The sequence below is a fragment of the Anaerovibrio sp. genome, from assembly GCF_024697385.1.
Classification (GTDB): Bacteria; Bacillota; Negativicutes; order Selenomonadales; family Selenomonadaceae; genus Anaerovibrio.
Map to the genome: position 1 here is coordinate 1 of NZ_JAILFV010000078.1, position 6,788 is coordinate 6,788.

The 6,788-nt window shown below is 46.0% G+C and carries 7 protein-coding genes and 1 tRNA gene; 3 read left to right on the forward strand and 5 right to left on the reverse strand.

Features of this window, described 5'->3' with window-relative positions; genetic code table 11:
* The 4 genes from K6C05_RS03970 to K6C05_RS03985 all read right to left on the reverse strand — a co-directional run.
* A partial coding sequence (locus tag K6C05_RS03970) for a radical SAM protein (protein ID WP_296731505.1) occupies positions 1 to 632 on the reverse strand: 632 nt, incomplete at its 3' end.
* Between the two features lie 182 nt (positions 633 to 814).
* Positions 815 to 1,225 carry a rhodanese-like domain-containing protein gene (locus K6C05_RS03975; protein ID WP_296731507.1) on the reverse strand — a complete coding sequence of 137 codons (411 nt, stop codon included), beginning with the start codon at positions 1,223 to 1,225 and terminating at the stop codon, positions 815 to 817.
* A gap of 48 nt (positions 1,226 to 1,273) precedes the next feature.
* Entirely contained in the window at positions 1,274 to 1,480 is a 207-nt protein-coding gene (locus K6C05_RS03980) for a hypothetical protein (protein WP_296731510.1), read from the reverse strand.
* Positions 1,452 to 2,246 (reverse strand): class I SAM-dependent methyltransferase, encoded by a 795-nt coding sequence (locus K6C05_RS03985; RefSeq protein ID WP_296731513.1) that lies wholly within the window; start codon positions 2,244 to 2,246, stop codon positions 1,452 to 1,454. Before K6C05_RS03985 ends, K6C05_RS03980 begins: the two co-directional genes overlap by 29 nt.
* Before the next feature lie 283 nt (positions 2,247 to 2,529).
* Between K6C05_RS03985 and K6C05_RS03990 the strand changes: the two genes are divergently transcribed.
* From K6C05_RS03990 to K6C05_RS04000, 3 genes are all read left to right on the forward strand, one after another.
* Positions 2,530 to 2,793, forward strand: a complete 264-nt coding sequence (locus K6C05_RS03990) for a hypothetical protein (RefSeq protein ID WP_296731515.1) — start codon at positions 2,530 to 2,532, stop codon at positions 2,791 to 2,793.
* Between the two features lie 132 nt (positions 2,794 to 2,925).
* Positions 2,926 to 3,001, forward strand: a tRNA-Ala gene (locus tag K6C05_RS03995).
* A 329-nt stretch (positions 3,002 to 3,330) separates the two neighbouring features.
* On the forward strand, positions 3,331 to 3,507 hold the full coding sequence (locus K6C05_RS04000) for a hypothetical protein (RefSeq protein ID WP_296731517.1): 177 nt from the start codon (positions 3,331 to 3,333) through the stop codon (positions 3,505 to 3,507).
* 311 nt (positions 3,508 to 3,818) lie between these two features.
* Here K6C05_RS04000 and K6C05_RS04005 read toward each other — a convergent pair.
* Positions 3,819 to 6,788 (reverse strand): hypothetical protein (locus tag K6C05_RS04005; protein WP_296731520.1); only part of this gene is annotated, 2,970 nt, incomplete at its 5' end.

The following is a 6,788-nucleotide window of genomic DNA, read 5'->3' on the forward strand; positions in this document are numbered from 1 at the left end:
ACCCTGTAATCTCCACGAAGGTTGAGATTTTCCAGCCATACCAGATTGCATCTGTCCTTTGCCTGCTCAACAATGGCTTCCACATCAGTTATCCCTGGAAATATGGGGGAAATAAAGCAGGTAGTTTTTATTCCTGCCTCATACAGCTGTTGCATGGTTTCCAGGCGGTGCTTCACCGTAGCGCCTTTATCCATGGCCCTTCTGAAGGCTTCATCCACCGTATTTATTGATATGGCCACCCTGGCATTTGGAAAGGTCTTTATAAGGTCAATGTCCCTTAAGACAAGGTCTGACCTGGTGGCAATACTGATTGATATCCCACTGCCCTGCAGCTGCTCCAAAAGGCGTCGTGTCCGCCCATACTTTTTTTCACAGGGCTGATAGGGATCAGTCACCGAACCGAAAAAAGCCTCCTTGCCTGCATATTTTGAAGGATTTTTCAGCTCCCCCCAATTCTTTACATCAACAAAATCCCCCCATGGCTCAGGATGATTGGTAAAACGCTTCATAAAGCTGGCATAGCAATATTTACAGGCATGAGCACATCCCACATACGGATTTACAGAGAAATCTGCAACCGGCAGATTTGATTTTGTCATTATTCCCTTTACATCTATTTCCTTTATGATCATATGAATTTATTTGTCCCATTTAATACCGCCATTGAAATTGCAATAACTGCCGCACTGCCTGACATGATACAATTTCATATAGCAGGTCATCTGCAAGAAATCAAAAGCAATACTTATGAACAGCTTTCACCCATTTGCTGAAAACTGTTTCCCACAACAAGAAAATTGAAGTCTTCCCGAAATCATTTTTCAGTGGTTATCTCCCCACGCCAGTCATTAATACCGCCGAACTCAATAATATTGGTATATCCCATATTGGCCAGCTTCTGGGCAGCCTGCTTGCTTCTGCGGCCACTGCGGCAGTAAACAAATATTTCCTGATTCTTATCCTTCAGCTCATCAGGTGGGGTCTGGTCAATACTTTCATTTGGAATACATATGGCCTTGGGAATATGTCCATTGTCATATTCCTGCCTGGTCCGCACATCCACGATGATATATCCTGATCCTTCTGCCATCAGGCGCCGCCCCTCATCTGAGGAAACCTGCCGGAAGTTCCCACTGTCATCTCCCGTCGAGGACACAGCCTTATGACCACAGCCCAGGAGTACCAAAACCACCGCTACGATTACTACAGCAATTGTTATTTTCATAAATAAAATACCTCCCTGAAATCAAAATCAATTCAATGTATTTTGCCTTTACCAGGCCAGCCTATGGCATCTCCCTGTGTCCCCCACACATACCATTTCATTAGAAAATTCGCCATCAGGATAACTGCTTCCTGCCATAAAAAAAAACTGCCGCAAAAAAACGGCAATTCTTTTTCCTATGAAGTATACAGAAGATATATCAGTAATGCAGAGCCATACTGCCCCCTTACCATTCAAAGGTCGCCCAACGGTCATTCATATTTGGAAATATCAGGGCAAACAGCTTTCCCCGTATGCTGTGTTTTTTCATCTCCTCATTGAAGCTATGCTCCTCAACCAGGTGTATTCCCTCCGCCAAATCTGCAATTTCCTGTGCGGAGTCTGTACCTGACATGAACTTGGCATTTGTCTTGCTGACCGTATCATGATATTTACCATGCTTTTGCATCATTTTACTGTTCTGTTCAGCAATAAGTATGCCCCTGTCAAAATTATCCCGGAGAATATTGAGAAAGGTGCGGATCTCTTCCAGCGTAAAATACATGAACAACCCCTCAGCAATAAATACAGGTCTTGCCTGACGCCCCTTCAATATATTTTGTACCGTCTCACACCAGTCATCCTTTAGGGCATCACCTGCAAGCATGGTGACCCTGTCCTGCTCCAAAAAAACTTTTTTTCGGGCCGCAATAGAGTCAGGAAGATCCATATCGACCCACCATATTTTACCGTTATCCACACGCTGGAACCGATTATCAAAGCCTGCCCCAATATTTACGACAACAGTATCCGGTGCATCATCAATAATTTCCTGTAACTGGCGGTCCAGCATGATTGTCCTGGCTACCACTCCCTCATGGGACATGAATTTGTCATAACGCTTAGTATCAATATGCAGGGCATTGACAATTTCCACTGCCTTTGGATCATGGATACGGGCATTGGGCCGCAAGGTTTCATTTGCCTTTACCACAAGGGGAATAAGCGCCGTAGTCTGAACATCACCTAAATCAAGTGCCATAATAATCTCCTCCATTGAAATAAACTGCTCATCATCTGCTCTCCCAATACAGAAAATAATTGATAATCGTTCTCATTATTTTCGAATAGATATTATCATTAATTATCGGTCCTGTCAATGAACTGTCGAAAATACCCTTATGGCCGTAAAATGGTATTGTTCAATATTCTCTTTAGCGGAAAACTACTCAAAATAATTTTAATGTTATTCTTATTTTCAGTTTAGATTTTGTTTATAAATTCCCCTTATACTAAACACATCAACAGAAAGGAAGGGATTTGAAATGAAAAAACAGAGTTTAATAGCCGGAATTATTGGGATTATGATGCTGAGTACCGTACCAGCCTTTGCAGCAACACCACATCATCAGGATATGGGGGGAATACATCATATCTCCATCTCCCAGGCTCCGGAAGATGACCATGACAAGAAAAAGGTAAAACCTCCAAAGCATGAAGAAATAAAGCCGGCACCACACCATGACAAAAAGGAGCCGCCTAAAAAACACAAACCAAATCAGGTGGAAGACACCAGGGGACGCGGCTGATAACAGTAAATTAAGCTTCAGAAAAACAAAAAGGGTCTGAAAAAAGGCCCTTTTTTTGCATAAATATTTTGATAAACATATTGTATAAATTTCATTTTTGATATATAATTCATTTTGTGCTTTAAAACTCATGGGGGCGTAGCTCAGCTGGGAGAGCATCTGCCTGGCAGGCAGGGGGTCAGGGGTTCAAGTCCCCTCGTCTCCACCATGTGAAAATAACCTCGAGATCAGTATTCGTACTGATTTCGAGGTTTTTTATTTTTGAAAATATTTATCACAAAAAAAATAATAGATGACAAGCAAAAAGAGCTCCGGGCTATACTTTGGAGCTCTTTCAGAGGGTAGGCTACGCCAGCTTAAAAATAGTGTGAACATAATTATTGAAAGGGAAAGCACGCGCAACCTAATTAATTAATGATTTTCTCATTAATTCTTAATTATTATAATAAATTATGAAAAATAAGTCAACTATTATTAATCTTTTTAATTTGACAATAAAAAAAGAGCCGTATGGGCATACGGCTCTCCCACATATAGATGACTGCAGGAAAAAAAAGCGAAAAAACCGCAGTCACCATGTGTGCCATTACCGGGGAGGTAATGACCACATACAAAGAGGTCGAGGGTACAACCTCAATGAGTGGTAAAATTAATTTTTCTGCCGGATTATTACCGGCAACTCAATATATCAAAAAAATCATCTTATTTCATTAATGTTTCCGTCACCCGTACCGTACCCGTGCCTTCCCCTTCTGGAGAAGGGGGCCCGCTTGCGGTGGATGAGGTCTCCCACGCAAATATAAATAACTCTGCCACCAGCCATCAAACCTATTGCATCACTGCTAGGCAGGCAGATTGATGTGACCATTGGAGGAAGGGCGTCTAGAAGTGGATTTTTGCATACCGGCATTCCGGAGAAAATTCCGTGTCTGAGCAAAGCGAGTTCGGAATTTTCCCGGCTCCTTAATTAAAGGCAAAAATCACTTTAGCCCTGGATTCCCTGGTCACAGCAAATGCCTTGCCGACTAAAACATATACTTCAATGACACGCCGCCAGATATTCCCCTCTTCTTTCCGGCAAACCCGGTGAGATTGAAATCTACCTCCCAAGGTGAATTCCTGTCCGGTCGCAGGGTTGCTCCCAGCTCACCCCGGAAGCTCCCACCACCAATATCTGCGTTGCGGATGGCTACTCCATCAGCCCTGCCCCTGGCAAGGCCATCAAACTCATGCTCGTAGGCCACCCCACCATAGAAGTTCCACTTATCACCATTCAGGACATACCTGGTACCTATGCGCAGCACCTTGCTGGCCACAGCATCCAGATCATAATGTCCACCTGCATTAAAACTGACACTGCCCCGACGGTTGTAGAGGAACTTACCATAAAGCTCCAGGGTATGCCCACTGTCAATGGCAATCTCCCTGCCCACACCAATATGAGCTCCCCAATAATTGGCATCAGTCTCATAGCTGTATGGCACTCCATCAGAATCACGCAGGATATTTCTGGCATCATCATGTATCCTGCCCAGGCGCAGGCTTCCCTCCACATAGGTTCCGTTGTTCAGCATCCATTTGCCCAGAAGGCCACCGCCGGTATAACGGGCAGAACCGTCACCTCTCTCATCACCATTAACGGTAGTGTAGCTGCCAGTACCATATTCCAGGAAGGCTCCATATTCAAAGCTGGATTTTTCCTTCTTGTTGTTGTGCCCCACTGCCAGGATTCCATTCCAGGTATGGGAATTAACATGGCTGCCGGTCTCCTGACGCATGGTACCACCACCCATTTTGGCATAGGTGGACATGCCATCTGCCCCAGCATTGGAAGCAAGCCCCAGGCCATCAGCAGTGGCTCCTATGAAGTCATTGCCGGCCCCAAGGGCAGCCATTCCTGCAACAGCCCCCATAAGAGTATTATGGGTCTGCTCCTGGGCAGTTATATCCACGGCATCAGTTTCAGCGGTATAGATAAGGTCATTCCCATCCAGGGTGGCCTTGCCCTTGCCCTGCAAGGTGGTACCCACCTTATACTTCGTTCCGGTAATCGTGCCCACACTGTCCCCGAATTCAGATACCAAGGTCATGGTGCTGTTGGCCTTCAGATCATCAATATTGTTAAAGTTGATGCTGCTGGTATCCACATCGGCCCCATTAAAGGTAACATTGGTCAGGGTGGAGCTGTGGTCTATCAGGGCCACGCTTTCCAGCCAGCTTACATCACCAAAGGTGAGCTTGGAAGCGGTATTTGCATTGGCGGTATAAATAATATCATTCCCGCTCTTTCCTATACTGCCACTGATGGTACCATTCAGGGTAACCCCTGTTAATGGATTATAGGAATAAGCTGCGCTGTGATCCTGGGCGCTGAAATCTGACAATGTGCTGTTGGCATTAAATAGTGTAGTATCAGAATTTACCACTATATCCTCAGCCGCAGCAAAGGTAAGGCCACTGGTATCAATAGTTGCATTGGTGTAATCATAGACTGCACCGCTGGCATCACGGGATGTTCCCCAGGTCATTTCCCCAAGGACAAGCCCAGTTACAGTCCTGGACTCACCATAATAGGTCAGGCTCCTGCCATCACCGGAAGCCTTCACACCACCTATACCGGTACCTGCAAGGGTAACGCCATTGACCTCATTGGAAAAAGCACTTTCCGTATAGGCATGGTTTCCGGATACAGTTCCCAGGAAGCCCTCGGAAAGTCCGGTAAATATGGTCTGTGTCTCCCCAGGAGTCAGGGAATAGGTAAAGTCACCGGTATCCACGGCCACCCCGCTTCCGGTCCAGCTGGAGGCAAGGCTGGCAGAGGAACCATTCCAGCTGCCAAGATTTATGCTGTCTACATTGACTTCATCCACAGTATATTTTACTGCACTGTCTACAGCCGTTACATCACCCTTGGCAGTAGCACCATACTGAATTCCTGCAGTATCCGTATAGTCCACCGCAAGAGTCTTATCCGTGCCGCCGGTAACAGGGTTGGCTGATGTAAAGCCGCCGGTCTTGTATAAAAGGGTCATATCTGCCCCGGAGGTCAATGCCTCAGCAGATGAATTGGTAAAGTTCATCCCACTGGCATCAATAACAGTAGTTGATGTAATCTGCGGGCCATCAGACACGCTATAATAAGTCCCGCCATTGGTCCAGGTCACATCCCCCAGGGCAAACTTATCCGCAAGATCTGCTTTATAATAGTTGGCCTGTCCTCCACCGAATGTCACAATCTCACTAGTATGATTAGACAAAGTGACTCCGGCAGTGAGCTCACTGCTGGTGACAGCGCCATTATAGGACGCACTGCCCCCGCTTACTGCTATCGCAGTACCACCGCTGACAAAGGCCACGGAATCCACATCAAAAGCACCTGCGGCAGCCAGAACTGCTTCAGTTCCTCCATTTAAGCCTGTAATGTCCATGGTATCTGCCGCAAGGGTTCCCCCGGCAGATACTGCATTTGAACCTAAAACAGAAAGGGTATCCGCAGATAAATTGCCGGTAACGACAAGGCTTCCACCATTATTTACAGTTACTGTACCGGCACTCAGATTACTGTTTGCGGCTATTTTGCCACCATCAGCAATTACAGTACCGGAAGCCAGGGAAAGGTCACCGTCAATGGTTCCATAGCCAGAAACAATACCCTTGGTACCATTGGCTACAGAGGCTGTACCGCCGCCAAGCAATATGGTTCCACCATTTAAGGTATTGACACTGCCTGCGCCACCATTCTCTATATATTGATAGCCATCATTCAATGTGCTTATGGTACCATGTGCTCCGTTATCAACGGCCTGCCCACCACTATTCATGGTAGTAACTGTACCATATGCCCCGCTGAAAACAATCTGTCTGCCTCCATCCAAAGTGGTAACTGTACCGCTGCCTCCGGAAAGAACCTGTTTGCCGTCACTCATGTTATTTACTACGCCGACGCCACCAGTGGACACTATCTGTCTACCTGATTTCAGGGTGTCTACGGTGCC